The sequence below is a fragment of the Roseateles flavus genome (genome assembly GCF_039872765.1).
Taxonomy (GTDB): Bacteria; Pseudomonadota; Gammaproteobacteria; order Burkholderiales; family Burkholderiaceae_C; genus Roseateles_B; species Roseateles_B flavus.
This window is the reverse complement of record NZ_JBDPZC010000001.1, coordinates 978,657-992,759: the sequence shown is the minus strand read 5'-3', so window position 1 is coordinate 992,759 and position 14,103 is coordinate 978,657. Positions and strand designations below refer to the sequence as shown.

At 66.9% G+C, this 14,103-nt stretch carries 16 protein-coding genes; 4 read left to right on the top strand and 12 right to left on the bottom strand.

Going from position 1 to position 14,103, the window contains the following annotated elements:
• The first annotated feature begins 66 nt into the window (after positions 1-66).
• Positions 67-981: an RNA polymerase sigma factor RpoH gene (rpoH, locus tag ABDJ40_RS04445; protein WP_183105371.1), complete on the top strand. Its 915-nt coding sequence runs from the start codon at positions 67-69 to the stop codon at positions 979-981.
• Between the two features lie 320 nt (positions 982-1,301).
• Positions 1,302-2,303 (top strand): hypothetical protein, encoded by a 1,002-nt coding sequence (locus ABDJ40_RS04440; RefSeq protein WP_347606559.1) that lies wholly within the window; start codon positions 1,302-1,304, stop codon positions 2,301-2,303.
• A gap of 406 nt (positions 2,304-2,709) precedes the next feature.
• Here ABDJ40_RS04440 and ABDJ40_RS04435 read toward each other — a convergent pair whose 3' ends face one another.
• Genes ABDJ40_RS04435 through ABDJ40_RS04415 form a run of 5 tightly spaced genes read right to left on the bottom strand, consistent with a single transcriptional unit; the run spans position 2,710 to position 6,770 of the window.
• Positions 2,710-3,321 carry an SCO family protein gene (locus tag ABDJ40_RS04435; RefSeq protein WP_347606556.1) on the bottom strand — a complete coding sequence of 204 codons (612 nt, stop codon included), beginning with the start codon at positions 3,319-3,321 and terminating at the stop codon, positions 2,710-2,712.
• A gap of 4 nt (positions 3,322-3,325) precedes the next feature.
• Positions 3,326-4,237: a heme o synthase gene (gene cyoE / locus ABDJ40_RS04430; RefSeq protein WP_347606553.1), complete on the bottom strand. Its 912-nt coding sequence runs from the start codon at positions 4,235-4,237 to the stop codon at positions 3,326-3,328.
• 1 nt (position 4,238) lies between these two features.
• Positions 4,239-5,330 carry a COX15/CtaA family protein gene (locus tag ABDJ40_RS04425; RefSeq protein WP_347606550.1) on the bottom strand — a complete coding sequence of 364 codons (1,092 nt, stop codon included), beginning with the start codon at positions 5,328-5,330 and terminating at the stop codon, positions 4,239-4,241.
• 11 nt (positions 5,331-5,341) lie between these two features.
• Positions 5,342-6,085 (bottom strand): SCO family protein, encoded by a 744-nt coding sequence (locus ABDJ40_RS04420; RefSeq protein ID WP_347606547.1) that lies wholly within the window; start codon positions 6,083-6,085, stop codon positions 5,342-5,344.
• Positions 6,045-6,770, bottom strand: coding sequence for an SURF1 family protein (locus ABDJ40_RS04415; protein WP_347606544.1), 726 nt, complete (start codon positions 6,768-6,770; stop codon positions 6,045-6,047). Before ABDJ40_RS04415 ends, ABDJ40_RS04420 begins: the two co-directional genes overlap by 41 nt.
• Before the next feature lie 42 nt (positions 6,771-6,812).
• On the opposite strand from ABDJ40_RS04415, the gene ABDJ40_RS04410 reads away from it, so the two are divergent.
• Positions 6,813-7,034 carry a DUF2909 domain-containing protein gene (locus tag ABDJ40_RS04410; RefSeq protein ID WP_269631649.1) on the top strand — a complete coding sequence of 74 codons (222 nt, stop codon included), beginning with the start codon at positions 6,813-6,815 and terminating at the stop codon, positions 7,032-7,034.
• A gap of 145 nt (positions 7,035-7,179) precedes the next feature.
• On the opposite strand, the gene ABDJ40_RS04405 is transcribed toward ABDJ40_RS04410, so the two are convergent.
• The 7 genes from ABDJ40_RS04405 to ABDJ40_RS04375 all read right to left on the bottom strand — a co-directional run bounded on the left by ABDJ40_RS04405 (position 7,180) and on the right by ABDJ40_RS04375 (position 13,332).
• Positions 7,180-8,064 carry a cytochrome c oxidase subunit 3 gene (locus tag ABDJ40_RS04405; RefSeq protein WP_269631650.1) on the bottom strand — a complete coding sequence of 295 codons (885 nt, stop codon included), beginning with the start codon at positions 8,062-8,064 and terminating at the stop codon, positions 7,180-7,182.
• 43 nt (positions 8,065-8,107) lie between these two features.
• A complete protein-coding gene (locus ABDJ40_RS04400) occupies positions 8,108-8,350 on the bottom strand; it encodes a DUF2970 domain-containing protein (RefSeq protein WP_269631651.1) in 243 nt (80 codons plus the stop codon).
• Complete coding sequence (locus ABDJ40_RS04395; RefSeq protein WP_347606539.1) at positions 8,347-8,973, bottom strand: cytochrome c oxidase assembly protein; 627 nt, start codon at positions 8,971-8,973, stop codon at positions 8,347-8,349. The genes ABDJ40_RS04400 and ABDJ40_RS04395 overlap by 4 nt, the downstream gene beginning before the upstream one ends.
• Positions 8,974-8,980: 7 nt before the next feature.
• The gene (locus tag ABDJ40_RS04390; protein ID WP_220800631.1) at positions 8,981-9,097 is read right to left on the bottom strand and encodes a cytochrome oxidase small assembly protein; all 117 of its coding nucleotides are present in this window, start codon (positions 9,095-9,097) and stop codon (positions 8,981-8,983) included.
• 11 nt (positions 9,098-9,108) lie between these two features.
• The gene (ctaD, locus tag ABDJ40_RS04385) at positions 9,109-10,746 is read right to left on the bottom strand and encodes a cytochrome c oxidase subunit I (protein ID WP_347606536.1); all 1,638 of its coding nucleotides are present in this window, start codon (positions 10,744-10,746) and stop codon (positions 9,109-9,111) included.
• A 32-nt stretch (positions 10,747-10,778) separates the two neighbouring features.
• Positions 10,779-11,972: a cytochrome c oxidase subunit II gene (gene coxB / locus ABDJ40_RS04380; protein WP_430765589.1), complete on the bottom strand. Its 1,194-nt coding sequence runs from the start codon at positions 11,970-11,972 to the stop codon at positions 10,779-10,781.
• A 466-nt stretch (positions 11,973-12,438) separates the two neighbouring features.
• Complete coding sequence (locus tag ABDJ40_RS04375; protein WP_347606533.1) at positions 12,439-13,332, bottom strand: class I SAM-dependent methyltransferase; 894 nt, start codon at positions 13,330-13,332, stop codon at positions 12,439-12,441.
• 20 nt (positions 13,333-13,352) lie between these two features.
• Between ABDJ40_RS04375 and ABDJ40_RS04370 the strand changes: the two genes are divergently transcribed.
• Positions 13,353-14,090 (top strand): ComF family protein, encoded by a 738-nt coding sequence (locus tag ABDJ40_RS04370; protein WP_347606530.1) that lies wholly within the window; start codon positions 13,353-13,355, stop codon positions 14,088-14,090.
• Positions 14,091-14,103 lie beyond the last annotated feature (13 nt).

Genomic DNA, 14,103 nt, shown 5'->3' with positions numbered 1-14,103 from the left:
CGCATTTGAGTGCTAATATGAATGGGTCGAAGCTGATAAAGGCTTCACCGAAAGCGAGAACCATCCATGTCCAACCAAGCACTGACTGTTCGCGATCCCTGGGCCCTGCTCCCGTCGCTGGGCAATCTGGACGCGTATATCTCCGCCGTGAACCGCATGCCCCTGCTCACCCCCGAGGAAGAGCAGGGCTTCGCCCGCCGCCTGCGGGAGCAGGGCGACCTGGAAGCCGCCGGCCGCCTGGTGCTCTCGCACCTGCGTCTGGTCGTCTCCATCTCCCGCCAGTACCTGGGCTACGGCCTGCCGCAGGGCGACCTGATCCAGGAAGGCAATGTGGGCCTGATGAAGGCCGTCAAGCGCTACGACCCCGAGCAGGGCGTGCGCCTGGTGTCCTATGCCATGCACTGGATCAAGGCCGAGATCCACGAGTACATCCTGCGCAACTGGCGCATGGTCAAGGTGGCGACCACCAAGGCCCAGCGCAAGCTCTTCTTCAACCTGCGCTCCATGAAGCACAGCCTGAAGGGCGAGGCGGCGGACGGCCAGGTGCAGCGCGCCAGCCTCAGCGAGGCCGAGATCGAGCACGTGGCGCGCGAGCTCAACGTCAAGCGCGAGGAAGTCCTGGAGATGGAAACGCGCCTGGCCGGCGGTGACGTCGCCCTGGAGCCCCAGACCGACGACGACGGCGAAAGCTTCGCCCCCATCGCCTACCTGGCCGACGACAGCCAAGAGCCCACCCGCGTGCTGGAAGCCCGTGGCCGCGACTCCATGGCCGGCGACGGCATCACCCGCGCCCTCGCGGTGCTGGATGACCGCAGCCGCCGCATCGTGGAAGAGCGCTGGCTCAAGGTCAACGACGACGCCTCCGGCGGCATGACCCTGCACGAGCTGGCCGCCGAGTACGGCGTCAGCGCCGAGCGCATCCGCCAGATCGAAGTGGCCGCGATGAAGAAGATGAAGAAGGCGCTGACGGAAGCGGCCTGATCTCCAGCCCCTCCCCGCCAACGACAAGGCCCCTCGCGAGGGGCCTTTTGCATAGGCAGTATGGGCGAGCTTGGCTGCTTTCGACCCAGACCAGACCGTCACTTCGGAAGGCGTGGCGCCTCAAAGCCGTCGCTCAATGCTTAAGCTAAGTTGCCGTAGTCGAAGGCTCACACGAGGCCGCCGGGATCAAGAGCGGGGCCGTCGCTAAAAAGTGAGGATTCCGGCACTTCTTTCGCGCTTTGTACGTTCATCGGCGCGATGCCCCTGCCCATGTGCTGAGCCGGGCGATACGCTGGGCAGAAACCATGGGAGGACATGAAGTGGACGACAACAAGGACAAAGTGAATCCGGCTGTTCGTACGGGAGCTCTGTCGCAGGTGCTGCGGCAGGGGGCCACGGACGAGGGCGCCAAGAAAATCATCGACGAACTGCGGGCCATGCCGGATGCCGTGCTTGACATGTCGGCCCGGGCTGCGGGTGTACCCGAAGAGCAGTTCGAGCTGCACCGGGCCATGGTCCGGCAGGAGCCCAACGCCTTCATGCAGGAACTAGGTGCGGTCGATGGCCTACTCAGGCCAGGGGACTTGATCCTGATGACAAATCCGGCCTCGATTGCGCTCGTGGATCTGCAGAAGAAACTCTATGACCATGCGCGGTCAAGCCACGTCGCCTTGATCCACACCGACTTCCTCTGTGTCGACGCCATGCCCAAAGTGGGCGTCTCCAATCGCACGATTGCGGCGCTCCTGAAGAACGCGCGGGACGATTGGCGCGTGATCCGGTGCAGCAAGGTGCGGGACACCGACGCCATGATGCTGGCCTGCGCCTACTACCTCGCGCAGCCGTACAAGGTGCTGCCGGCAAAACGGTCTGCCAAGAGCTTCGCCTACTGCTCGGAGTTGGTGCGTAAGGTCTATGTCCATTGTGGCCTCACCAGTGTCGGTATCCCCAACGACTATGTGATCGCGCCGGCGCATTTCGACAAGCTGGCCGATGGCGCGGCTGGCAAACCCGACTGGGAGGACATCACCGAGCAAGTGCGGCCGGCTATCGACTTATGCCTTAAGTATCCGGCACTGATCGACATCACTACGAAGCTGACAGTGGAAGGCCTCAAGCTCAACCGCCAGCGTTTCCATGAACGAACCCATTGGCTGGAGACAATCAAGAGGCAGGAGCGCTCAGGCCAGATATCCAAGGCCAAGGCCGATGAACTTCGAGGAGTCATCTACGACATGGAAAGCAAGATGAACCACAAGTTCTGGGACGTCCGCCGTCCTGCGACGACGTCTTCAGCACCGGCTGGCGAGCCCGAGGCGTAAGCGCGAGGCCAAGGTCTACGGCGACAACGCCAGACGAAGGCGCCGCGACCGGGACAAGGGAGTAGCTCCAAGTCACCCCAGCGCTGAAGCCAACGGCATCGTTCCGTCGGTCGCCATGAGAGCCGAGTCACAACCAGCAGGTGCTACCAGCTTCTCGCGGTAGGCTGCGAGTCCATGAGCACCAGCGCTTCGTTTGACATGTAGCTGCGCCATGGCGTGCGAGTGTGCCGTGCTTCGCCATTCGATTGCAGATCGCTTGTACGAAAGCCGCACTTCGTGGCCGACCGTTCATGGCCGCCAGCAGTCGCCCACGGCCCCATCGGTTCCATGGCCAAGCAGCCCAGCGGCCGGCCACGCTCACGAACGTCTGCCGGGCGGTCCATGAGCGCGCCAGGCGCCTCCGGACTCAGCGCTTGGCTTCGGCAAGCAACGTCATGATGTCCTGACTCAGCGCCTCGGCCCCGCTGCCATAGCGGGAGAAGACGCGGATGCGGCCTTCGGTGTCGAAGATGAAGCTGGCCGCGGTGTGGTCCATGGTGTAGGTCTCGGGCGTCTTGCCGGGCACCTTGGCGTAGTAGACCTTGAACTCCTGCGCCGCCGCCTTGAGCTGCTCGGGCGTGCCGCGCAGGGCCACGAAGCTGGGGTCGAAGCTGCCCAGGTAGGCCTTGAGCAGCTCGGGGGTGTCGCGGTCGGGGTCCACCGTCACGAAGACGCCCTGGACCTTGTCCCCATCCTTGCCCAGCATCTTCTTCACCTGGGAGAGCTCGGCCATGGTGGTCGGGCAGACGTCCGGGCACTGCGTGAAGCCGAAGAAGACCACCACCACCCGGCCCTTGAAGTCGGCCAGGCTGCGGCTGCGGCCGTCGATGTCGGGCAGCTGCAGCTCGCGGGCGTACTTGGCCCCGGTGAGGTCCACGCCCTTGAAGCTGCTCTTGCTGGATTGGTAGAGGTCGCAACCCGACAGGGCCAGGCCCAGGCCCAGCGTCCCCAGGAGCAGCAGTGCACGTTTCTTGATCATGGTGTCAGGCCATCAGAGGCAGAAGGTAGTGGTCCACCAGCAGGGCCCCGAACAGCAGGGACAGGTGCAGGATGGAGAAACGGAAGGTCTTGCGCGCGAGGGCCTCAGAGTACTCGCGCCAGAGCTGCCAGCCATGGAGGCAGAACAAGAAACCCAGGATCAGGGCGCTGGCCAGATAGACCCAGCCGCTCATGCCGATCAGGAAGGGCAGCAAGGTGGCCGCAAACAGGATCCAGGTGTAGAGCACGATCTGCAGGCGGGTGAAGTCGCTGCCATGGGTGACCGGCAGCATGGGCAGGCCGGCGCGGGCGTAGTCCTCGGCGCGGTACAGCGCCAGGGCCCAGAAGTGCGGCGGCGTCCAGAGGAAGATGATCAGGCACAGCACCAGGGACTCCGGCCCCACCTCCCCCGTCACCGCGGCCCAGCCCAGCACCGGCGGCATGGCACCCGAGGCCCCACCGATGACGATGTTCTGCGGCGTCATGGGCTTGAGGATCACCGTGTAGATGATGGCGTAGCCCACGAAGGTGGCGAAGGTCAGCCACATGGTCAGCACATTGGCGCCCCAGGCCAGCAGCGCCATGCCCAGGCCGCACAGCACGGCGGAGAACAGCAGGGTCTGCGGCCGGCTCAGCTCGCCCTTGGCGGTCGGGCGCCAGGCGGTGCGCTTCATCTTGGCGTCGATGTGCTGCTCGATGAGGCAGTTGAAGGCGGCGGCGGCGCCGGCCACCAGCCAGATGCCCAGGGTGCCGGCGGCGATGGCGCCCCATTGCGCGGGGCTAGGCCAGCCGGGGATGGCCAGGGCCATGCCGATCACGGCACAGAAGACGATCAGCTGCACCACGCGGGGCTTGGTGAGCTGGTAGTACTGCTGCCAGCGGGAGAGCGAGGCGGTGGATGCGAGCGTTGCGGCCATGTCAGGCGTTCAGGGTCAGGGGCTGCGTGCGGGCACGCAGCAGGGTGAGGCAAAGCAGCAGCGCTGCGGCGCCGCCAGTGTGCGCCAGGGCGGCCACCAGAGGCCAGTCCAGCACGACGTTGCTGAGGCCGCTGAGCAGCTGCCACAGCAGGATGAGAAGCAGGCGCCAGGCCCAGCGGCCCAGGCCGGCCACCTGCAGGCGCCAGGCCAGCAGCAGGACCGCGCCCGTCGCGCACAGCGCAAAGAGCCGGTGCGTCCAGTGGATGGCCACCAGGGCCTCGAAGGGCAGCACGCTGCCGTCGTGGTGCAGGCCCAGCTCGCGCCACAGCGTGAAGCCGCGCGCGAAGTCCATGGCCGGCCACCAGCCGCCCTGGCAGGTGGGAAATTCGTCGCAAGCCAGCACGGCATAGTTGGTGCTGACCCAGCCGCCCAGGGCGACCTGCATGAGCACGATCGCCAGTACCAGCACCAGACCGCGCCGCAGCCCCTCGCCCACCAGCAGCACGCGGTCACCCAGCCGTTGCGCCTGCCAGCCCAGCAGCATCAGCAGGCCCAGGGCCAGCAGCAGGTGCAGGGTGACGATGGCGGGGAAGAGCTTCATGGTCACGGTGAGGGCGCCGAAGAGGCCCTGCACCAGCACCCAGGCCAGGCTCAGCCACGACCAGGCCGGCGACGGCATGCCGGGCTCGCGCCGCCAACGGGTGTGCAGCACGGCGGTGACGAGGATCAGGAACCCGACGGCGCTGGCGAAGTAGCGGTGCAGCATCTCCACCCAGGCCTTGCCGTGCGTGACCGGGCCGGTGGGCATGGCCGTCTGGGCCTGCTGGATGTCACCGTGGGCCCCCAGGGGCGAGGCGTGGCCGTAGCAGCCCGGCCAGTCCGGGCAGCCCAGGCCGGAATCGGTCAGGCGGGTGAAGGCGCCGAAGAGGATGAGCTCGAAGGTGAGCGTCATGGCCAGCACCGTCAGCAGGCGCAGGCGCTCGCGGTGCGGTGCCCCACGGCCGCGGCGCCAGGCCCAGGCCAGCGGCAGGCCACCCAGCAGCGTGGCCATGGCCAGCATCTGCAGCAGGGGGCTGAAGTCGAATCCGATCACGGTGATGCCCTTCAGCGGCCGGGCCGGTCCCAGCCGGCATTGGCCTTGACCAGGCGGTCCAGGTCCTTCTTGAACTTGGAGGGATCCAGCTGGGCGGGCGAGCGCATCATCCAGCGGCCCACCGGGTCGATCAGGAACAGGTGCTCGTTGAGCTGGTGCCCGGGCGCAGGCTTCAGCCAGGCCTGCAGCTGATCGGCCGGCACGCGCAAAGCGGTGACAGGCGTGCCCTGCGAGATCAGCGCGCGCAGCTCGGCCGAGACCGGCTCCTGGTCGGGGATCAGCCAGAGCTTGTCGAACTTGTCGCGCTCCTTGCCCTGCATCTCGCGCAGCTGGCGCTGGGCGAACATGAGGCGGTCGCACTGCGCGTCGCAGCGGCTGGGCTGCACCACGGTCAGCAGCCACTGGCCCTTGAGCGTCTCGGCGCTGACCGGCTTGCCGTCCAGGTCCTGCAGGCTCAGGCCGACGGGCAGGTCGACGGTGGGCGTGATGAGGTCGGAATAGGCCCGGCCCTGCAGCTTCAGCACATAGAAGCTGAAGTAGGAGGCGATCACCGGCGCCGCGCAGACGGCCACCACGCCCAGCATGCGCAGGCGGCCCGCGCGGGTGCGCTGCTGCTGGGCCAGCGCGGCGAGCTCACTCGCCTGCGGCTGGCTGTGGACGGTGAAGGACAGCGGGCTGTCGTCCCCGGCCGCGGCCTGCATCTCGGTGCGGAGCTCAGCGGGAGCGTCGGGGGCGGAGGACTTGGAACCAGACATACAAACCCAGTTGAAGGACCGAAAGCGCGGCCCATTGCGCGGCATAGCCGTAGTGCTTGTGGATATCGACCGCCGGTGCCGGCCAGTCGCGCAACAGGCCGGGCGTCGCCCCTTCATGCGCCGTCTGCAGCACGGTCAGGGGCAGCAGGGGCAGGCCGGTCTCGCGGGCGAAGGCGGCCGGGTCCAGATTCTGCCGGATGCGCCCCGCCCCTGCCTCGCCCAGCTGATACAGCCGCGAGGGCGAAGCGGCCATGCGGCCTTCGATCACGGTCTCGCCGGCCTCGGGGGGCAGCGTCGGCAGGCGGCTGCGGTCGGCCACATCGCGCGGGGCCCAGCCTCGCTGGACCAGCACGACCTCGGGGCGGCCGCTCAGGCGCAGCGGCGTCACGAGGAAGAAGCCCACACGGCCGTCCATGGGCCGGTTCTCCAGCCAGACACTGTGCTGCGCCAGCCACTGGCCCTGCAGGCGGACGCGCCGGTGCAGCCCCTGCTCACCCACGGCGGCCAGGCCGGCGGCGTCCAGGGCAGGCGCCTGGGCGCGCTGCGAGATGGCCGCTTCCAGCGCACGCTTCTGCCCGGCGCGGTCCAGCTGCCAGGCGCAGAGGCCGGCCGTCAGCGCGACGCCGACCAGGGTCAGCGGCAGCAGCCAGCGGCGCTTGCGGTCGGCGGGGGAACTCGTGTTCATGCCGGGGTGTTTTGTGCGGGGCGGGTGAAATAATCGGCGACCATGAAAACCATCATCTTGCTCGGCTTCGTGGCCATTCTCGGCGCATTGGCTGCGGCCGGCCTTTTCATGCTGCGCCGGGGCGGCGACCGCAAGAAGCAGGGGCCGCAGATGGCGCGGGCCCTGGCCGTGCGGGTGGGCGTGTCCATCGCCCTGTTCCTCGTCATCCTGCTGAGCTACCAGATGGGCTGGATCAAGCCCACCGGCGTGCCCATGGGGCACTGAGCCCGGCCGGCGCGACACCTGCCGCAGGCTGGGGCCTGCTCGCGGGGTGCGGCCCTCAAAGACAAAGCGCCGCGGCATGCGGCGCTTTTTCATGGCCGCTCGGCAGGGCCATGGCACGCGGTGCCGCGGCACCGCGCGTGGACGATCACATCCAGTAGACGACCACGTACAGGCCCAGCCACACCACGTCCACGAAGTGCCAGTACCAGGCGGCGCCTTCGAAGCCGAAGTGGCGATCGCTGGTGAAGTGGCCCTTCTGCAGGCGCAGCGTGATGAACAGCAGCATGAGCATGCCCACGAAGACGTGGAAGCCGTGGAAGCCGGTCAGCATGAAGAAGGTCGAGCCGTAGATGCCCGAGCTGAGCTTGAGGTTCAGCTCATGGTAGGCATGCGAGTACTCGTAGCCCTGCACGCACAGGAAGGTGATGCCCAGCAGCACCGTGATCCACATGAAGGCGATGGTCTTGGCGCGGTTGCCGGCGATCAGCGCGTGGTGGGCGATGGTCAGGGTCACACCCGAGGTCAGCAGCAGGGCCGTGTTGATCGTGGGCAGGGGCCAGGGGCCCATGGTGGTGAAGGCCTCCACCGTGCCGGCCGGCGCGGCGGTGGCGCCAGCGGCGACGCTGGGCCACAGAGCCTTGAAGTCGGGCCACAGCAGCTGGTTCTCCAGGCTGCCCAGGGCCGGCACCGAATGCACGCGAGCCCAGTACAGCGCACCGAAGAAGGCGGCGAAGAACATCACCTCCGAGAAGATGAACCAGCTCATGCTCCAGCGGAAGGAGACGTCGATGCGGTCGCTGTAGAGGCCGCCTTCGCTTTCACGGATGGCGTCGCCGAACCACTGCTTCAGCACGAAGGCCCACCACAGCAGGCCGAAGGCCAGCGAATAGGCGCCCCACTGGTGGTCATTGATCCACTGGCCGGCGCCCAGGATCACGAAGAACAGGCCGATGGCGGCCATCACCGGATGCCGCGAAGGGCCCGGCACGAAGTAGTAGGGGGTGCTCCCCTGGGAGGTCGCTGCCGACATTGATGATCTCCTCGATCTTCTAACGACTCAATTCAACTCAACACTAGGAGCCAGCCACGCCGCTGCCGATCACCCACTGGACCAGCAGCACGAGGCTGACCACGAATACAGCGGCCGCAATGACGCCGGCAATGATCACATGCACCGGGTTCAGTTGCGCCACATCCTTGTCATAGCCAGCACCCTTGCGGATGCCGATGAAGGACCAGGCCACCGCCTTGACGGTGCCCAGGAAGCTGCCCTTGCGGGCGGCCGCCTCCTTCAGATCCTGGCCGGCCTTGCTCACAGCTTGCGCTCCTGGGCGGGAGCGGCGGCCTGCTTCTTGGCGGCGTCCTTGCCAACGTCCTTGCCCGTCACCTCGAAGAAGGTGTAGGACAGGGTGATCGTCTTGACGTCCCTGGGCAGCTTGGGGTCCACATAGAAGACCACCGGCCACTGCTTCACCTCGCCGGGAGCGAGGGTGTATTCGTTGAAGCAGAAGCACTCGAGCTTCTTGAAATGGGACGTCGCCTGCTTGGGGGCGTAGCTGGGGATGGCCTGGGCCGACATGGTCCGGTCCTGCACATTGCGGAACTCGTACATGACGGTGGTGAGCTCGCCCGGATGCACGGTCAGGTGGTTCGTCGCGGGCTTGAAGTCCCAGGGGCCGCGGGCGTTGGCATCGAACTCGATCTCGATGCTGCGGCTGTAGTCCACCTGGGTGTTCTTCACGTCCTCGGCGCGCACCGCGTGCGTGCCTTCCGCCAGCGTGAGCACATTGATGCCCAGCGCCGTGCAGACCGCGCGATAGACCGGCACCAGGGCATAGCCGAAGCCCGACATGAGCGCGACGACGACCAGCAGCTTGCCCATCATGAGCCGGTTGTCCCGGCGCAGGAGGTCAGCGAGTTGCCAGCGTTTGTCGCTCATGGGGGCCTCAGCGTCCCAGCCAGGTCATCTTGACCATGAAGCCGACCATGAAGGCGATCGCGACCGAGGCCAGGATCAGGCCCAGGCGGCGGTTGGCCTTGCGTTGTTCAGGCGTGCTGCTCATGGCCGGGTCCTTCAGCCAATCACCTTGGTGGCGGTGGCGTCCAGCTTGGGCGGGTTCTCGAAGGTGTGGAAGGGCGCCGGCGAGGGCACTTCCCATTCCAGGCCTTCGGCGGCTTCCCAGGGCTTCTGCGGGGCCTTCTCGCCCTTGCCGCGCATCATGGGGACGGCGACGGCAAAGAAGAAGTACACCTGCATCAGGCCGAAGCCGAAGGCGCCAATGGAGGCCACGGCGTTGAAGTCGGCGAACTGCATGGGGTAGTCGGCGTAGCGACGGGGCATGCCGGCCAGACCCAGGAAGTGCATCGGGAAGAAGGTGATGTTGAAGAAGATCAGCGAGCCCCAGAAGTGGATCTTGCCGCGGGTCTCCGAGATCATCACGCCGGACCACTTCGGGCCCCAGTAGTACACACCGGCGAACAGCGCATACAGCGAGCCGGCCACCAGCACATAGTGGAAGTGGGCGACGACGTAGTAGGTGTCCTGGATCTGGATGTCGATCGGCGCCATGGCGCAGATCAGGCCGGTGAAGCCGCCCATCGTGAACACGAAGATGAAGCCCACGGCCCACAGCATGGGGGTCTCGAAGGTCATCGAACCGCGCCACATGGTGGCCAGCCAGTTGAAGATCTTCACGCCCGTGGGCACGGCGATCAGCATCGTGGCGTACATGAAGAAGAGCTGACCCGTCACCGGCATGCCGGTGGCGAACATGTGGTGGGCCCACACGATGAAGGACAGGATGGCGATCGAAGCGGTGGCATACACCATGGAGGCGTAGCCGAACAGGCGCTTGCGGGCGAAGGCCGGGACGATCTGGCTCACGATGCCGAAGGCCGGCAGGATCATGATGTAGACCTCGGGGTGACCGAAGAACCAGAAGATGTGCTGGTACATGATGGGGTCACCACCGCCAGCCGGGCTGAAGAAGCTGGTGCCGAAGTGGCGGTCCGTCAGCGTCATGGTGATGGCGCCGGCCAGCACGGGCATCACGGCGATCAGCAGGTACGCGGTGATCAGCCAGGTCCAGGCGAACATGGGCATCTTCATCAGCGTCATGCCGGGCGCGCGCATGTTCAGGATGGTCACGATGATGTTGATCGAGCCCATGATGGACGAGGCGCCCAGGATGTGCATCGCGAAGATGCCGGCATCCATGGAGGGGCCCATCTGCAGCGTCAGCGGGGCGTACAGCGTCCAGCCGGCAGCGGGGGCGCCGCCGGGCATGAAGAAGGACGCCACCAGCATGATCGCAGCGGGGATCATCAGCCAGAAGCTGAAGTTGTTCATCCGCGCGAAGGCCATGTCCGAGGCGCCGATCTGCAGCGGGATCATCCAGTTCGCGAAGCCCACGAAGGCCGGCATGATCGCGCCGAACACCATGATCAGACCGTGCATGGTCGTGAACTGGTTGAACAGCTCGGGGTTGAAGAACTGCAGCCCCGGCTGGAACAGCTCGGCGCGGATGCACAGGGCCAGCACGCCGCCGATCATCAGCATCGTGAAGGCGAACAGCAGGTACAGGGTCCCGATGTCCTTGTGGTTGGTGGCAAACACCCAGCGGCGCCAGCCGGTGGGCGCGTGGTGGTCGTCGTGGTGATCGTGCCCGTGGGCATGAACGTCATGACCGTGGGGGTCAAGCACTGCACTCATGTTGATTCCTCTGTTCCTTGACGTTCAAACCATCACTTGCGAGCGGCCACGATCTCGGCCGGCTGCACGATCTGGCCGGTCTTGTTGGACCAGCTGTTCTTGGTGTAGGTGATGACGGCGGCGATTTCGGTGTCGCTCAGCTGCTTCCAGGCGGGCATGCCCTTGTCCAGGCGGCCGTCGAGCAGCACCTGCACCTGGTCTTCATGCTTGTCGGAGAGCACCACGGGCGAGCCGTCCAGGGCCTTGATGGGGCCGGCGCCCTTGCCGTCAGGCTTGTGGCAGGCGGCGCAGTTGGCGTTGTAGACCTTTTCGCCGCGGGCGACCAGCTCTTCCTGCTTCCAGACCTTGGAAGGATCATCAGCCTTGGCGGCGAGTTCCTTCTTCTTGCCATCGACCCACTTGCTGTAGTCCTCGGCGGACAGCACCTTCACGTGGATGGGCATGTAGGCGTGTTCCTTGCCGCACAGCTCGGCGCACTGGCCATAGAAATCGCCGGTCTTCTCGGCCTTGAACCAGGTGTCGCGCACGAAGCCGGGGATGGCATCCTGCTTGACGCCGAAGGCCGGCACCATCCAGGCGTGGATCACGTCATTGGCCGTGGTGATGATGCGCACCTTCTTGCCCACGGGCACCACCAGCGGGTTGTCCACGCGCAGCAGGTAGTCGTCAACGGCTTCGGGCTTGCCGGAGTCGGAGGCATTGCGCTGGTTCACATCCAGCGTGGACAGGAAGCCGATGCCCTCGCCCTCGCCCTTCAGGTAGTCATAGCCCCACTTCCACTGGTAGCCGGTGGCCTTGATGGTGAGGTCGGCATTGGTGGTGTCCTTCATGGCGACCACGACCTTGGTCGCCGGCAGGGCCATCAGGATCACGATGATGAAAGGCACGACGGTCCAGGCGATCTCGACCTTGACGCTCTCGTGGAAGTTCGCGGGCACGGCGCCCTTGGACTTGCGGTGCTTGATGATGGAATAGAACATCACCCCGAACACCGCCACGAAGATGGCCAGGCACAGCACCAGCATCATGTTGTGCAGCCACATCTGCTCGCTGGCGATCTTGGTGACCGGCGGGTGCAGGTTCAGCTGGTTGACGGCGGGGCCGCCCGGCAGGTCCTTGACGGGGTTGGCCAAGGCGGCATGGGTGGCCAGCGTCGCGCCCAGTACCAGGCTGAAGCGGCTGCAGGCCCGCCCCATCTGGCGCACCGCTGCGTTCATCATCTTCATGGTCGTCACTTCTGTCTCCAATCGATCCGACAAGCCGGCATGCGCCCCATTGGCACGCACACCCGCCCTTGCGTCCTTCCCGCCAGCCCCCATGTACCGCAGCGATGCAGTCACGGCCGGACCGGCTCGACAAACCTACAGCCTCTGAAGCCGGCTTCACCGCCGTGGCAAGTCCTGACCCCGCATGGCCTCAGCTCATCAGGAAAGTACCGGTGCCGCAGACCCCTGCTGCACCGGCCTGGCGCATGGGTGACCGCCGCAGCTGTCACGAATTGCCTCACCTGTTGACCTGACGCAAAGCGAAGCCCCAGTAAATACCCTAGGATGAAAGGGATTTGGCCTCAGAAAACCGCGGGATTTTAGCCCAGGCATCCTGAGGCCATGTGGCCTTTGTACGTCGCATTCGTGTGCCTGTTTACCCTGTAGGCAGGCAGGCTCCGCGACCGGCACCGGCCGGCCGGGAGGGTCAGTCCTTGCCTGGGCGCCGCACCATGCTGCGCATGTCGTCCAGGCTGACGTGGGTCTCGCCGCTCATGCGCGGGCGCGGCACCGGCTTGAAGGCATGGCCGTAGACCAGCTCCAGGCTCAGCGCGATCAGGCCGTCCGGGCCGCGCAGGCCTTCCAGCGCCTGCAGCAGCTTCCGGCGCCAGCGCGGCGTGCGCAGGCCGGCGAAGCGCGCGGCCGCCACGTTCCCGCCCAGCGAGCGCAGGTCCGCCAGCAGTTTCTCGGGTTCGGACCAGGTCAGGCGCAGGCGCTCCTGGTCCATCACCGGGTCGGCGAAACCGGCCTCGACCATCATGTCACCCAGGTCGTGCATGTCGACCCAGGCCGGCAGGGGGCGCCCCCAGCCCATGGATTCGTAGAGGCGCACCAGCTCCACCAGGCTGTCCGGCCCCAGGCAGGAGAACATCAGGAAGCCATCGACGGCCAGCAGCTGGTGCCAGGTCTTGAGCAGGGCCGGCTTGTCAGGGGCGGCATGCAGGGCCATATTGGCCCACAGCATCTGCACCGGCTCGCCACCCTGGGCCAGCTGGGGTCCGGCGGACGCCAGCAGCTTGCGCCACCAAGGCTTCTGCAGCCGCTGCTCGGCACGCTGGCGCAGGGTGGGCGTGGGCTCCACCCACCAGGCGCGGGCGTTGGGATAGGCCGCCTGCAGCGCGGCGAGGCTGTCGCCCAGGCCGGGTCCCCACTCGAGGTAGTCCGCTGGCTTGAGCTTGATGAAGTCCAGGCGCTCGGCCATGCGGCGGGCGACCTCCGCATGCAGCCAGGGCGCCTCCTCCCGGCGGGCCAAGCGGCGCAGCTGCTGCTGCAGGGCCTGGGCATCGATCTGATGGGGGACGGGACGCGCGGACTCATTCATCGGCGTCAGTATATTGAGCCATGCCCGCTGCCGCCTGGATCCGCGCCAAAGCCCTGCTGCCGCCCGCCGGCCTGGGTTTCGGCGGCCTGTGCCTGCTGTGCCGGCAATGGAGCCGGGGCCAGCTGTGCCAGGACTGCCTGCTGCACGCCGCCTGGCGTGACCCGGACCGGCTGGCCTGCGGGCGCTGCGCCCTCCCCCTGCCCCCGCGCGGCAGCCTCGTCTGCGCGGCCTGCCAGCGCCGTCCACCGCCCCTGGACCACTGCCATGCCGCCCTCGACTACCACCACCCTTGGGACCGGCTGCTGCTGGACTTCAAGTTCAATGCCCAGCCCCAGCTGGCCCGGCCGCTGGCGGCCCTGCTGCTCGAAAGCCTGCAGGGTCAGGTCTCGACCCTGGGCCGGCCGGACCTGCTGTGCTGCGTCCCCCTGTCGGCCCAGCGCCTGCGCGATCGCGGCTACAACCAGAGCCACGAGCTGGCCCGCCGCCTGGCCCGGCCGCTGCGGCTGCCCTACGAGCCCCGCCTGGTGGCCCGCCTGCCGGGCACGGCGCAGTCGCGCCTGGATGCCGAGTCGCGGCGGCGCCATGTGCGCGGGGCCTTCGTGCTCGGCCCCGGCATGGCGGCGCGGGTGCGTGGCGCCCGCGTGGCCATCGTCGATGACGTGATGACCACCGGCGCCACCCTCGATGAAATCGCCTCGACGCTCAAGCGCGCCGGTGCCGCCGAAGCCTGGGGCTGGGCCCTGATGCGGGCCCTCTGAGGGCCGCCCGCCG

Coding starts and splice junctions, on each gene's coding strand:
- ABDJ40_RS04395 (WP_347606539.1), bottom strand. CDS start 8,973: ATGAGCGACAAACGCTGGCAACTCGCTGACCTCCTGCGCCGGGACAAC.
- coxB (WP_430765589.1), bottom strand. CDS start 11,972: ATGAAGATGATGAACGCAGCGGTGCGCCAGATGGGGCGGGCCTGCAGC.
- ABDJ40_RS04435 (WP_347606556.1), bottom strand. CDS start 3,321: ATGATCAAGAAACGTGCACTGCTGCTCCTGGGGACGCTGGGCCTGGGC.
- cyoE (WP_347606553.1), bottom strand. CDS start 4,237: ATGGCCGCAACGCTCGCATCCACCGCCTCGCTCTCCCGCTGGCAGCAG.
- ctaD (WP_347606536.1), bottom strand. CDS start 10,746: ATGAGTGCAGTGCTTGACCCCCACGGTCATGACGTTCATGCCCACGGG.
- ABDJ40_RS04375 (WP_347606533.1), bottom strand. CDS start 13,332: ATGAATGAGTCCGCGCGTCCCGTCCCCCATCAGATCGATGCCCAGGCC.
- ABDJ40_RS04370 (WP_347606530.1), top strand. CDS start 13,353: ATGCCCGCTGCCGCCTGGATCCGCGCCAAAGCCCTGCTGCCGCCCGCC.
- rpoH (WP_183105371.1), top strand. CDS start 67: ATGTCCAACCAAGCACTGACTGTTCGCGATCCCTGGGCCCTGCTCCCG.
- ABDJ40_RS04410 (WP_269631649.1), top strand. CDS start 6,813: ATGAAAACCATCATCTTGCTCGGCTTCGTGGCCATTCTCGGCGCATTG.
- ABDJ40_RS04390 (WP_220800631.1), bottom strand. CDS start 9,097: ATGAGCAGCACGCCTGAACAACGCAAGGCCAACCGCCGCCTGGGCCTG.
- ABDJ40_RS04420 (WP_347606547.1), bottom strand. CDS start 6,085: ATGTCTGGTTCCAAGTCCTCCGCCCCCGACGCTCCCGCTGAGCTCCGC.
- ABDJ40_RS04415 (WP_347606544.1), bottom strand. CDS start 6,770: ATGAACACGAGTTCCCCCGCCGACCGCAAGCGCCGCTGGCTGCTGCCG.
- ABDJ40_RS04405 (WP_269631650.1), bottom strand. CDS start 8,064: ATGTCGGCAGCGACCTCCCAGGGGAGCACCCCCTACTACTTCGTGCCG.